The organism is Microvirga pakistanensis (assembly GCF_004458765.1).
In the GTDB taxonomy this organism is placed as follows: domain Bacteria; phylum Pseudomonadota; class Alphaproteobacteria; order Rhizobiales; family Beijerinckiaceae; genus Microvirga; species Microvirga pakistanensis.
In genome coordinates this window covers 1-223 of the sequence record NZ_SPJX01000686.1, presented here as the reverse complement: position 1 = coordinate 223, position 223 = coordinate 1, and the positions used below count along the sequence as shown (strand labels likewise).

The window sequence follows — 223 nt, the reverse complement described above, 5'->3', positions numbered from 1 at the left end:
GGAGGTGCTTGTCATGTCGAAGAGGAGTTTCGACAAACTCTCTCCGGAGGATCAAAAGGCGCTGCGTGAAGCGGCCAGGGAGTCGGTCGCGAAGATGCGTGAGCTCTGGGACGCGCGCGAGAAGGATGCGGAGAAGAAGATCCGGTCCAGCGGCAGCCAGATCAACAATGTCGACAAGCAGCCCTTCATCGACGCCATGAAGCCCGTCTACGAGAAGTACGCG

The 223-nt window shown here is 59.2% G+C and carries 1 pseudogene; it reads left to right on the top strand.

From position 1 onward, the window contains the following. Window positions 1–223: pseudogene (locus E4K09_RS26735) on the top strand (TRAP transporter substrate-binding protein); the annotation flags it as partial.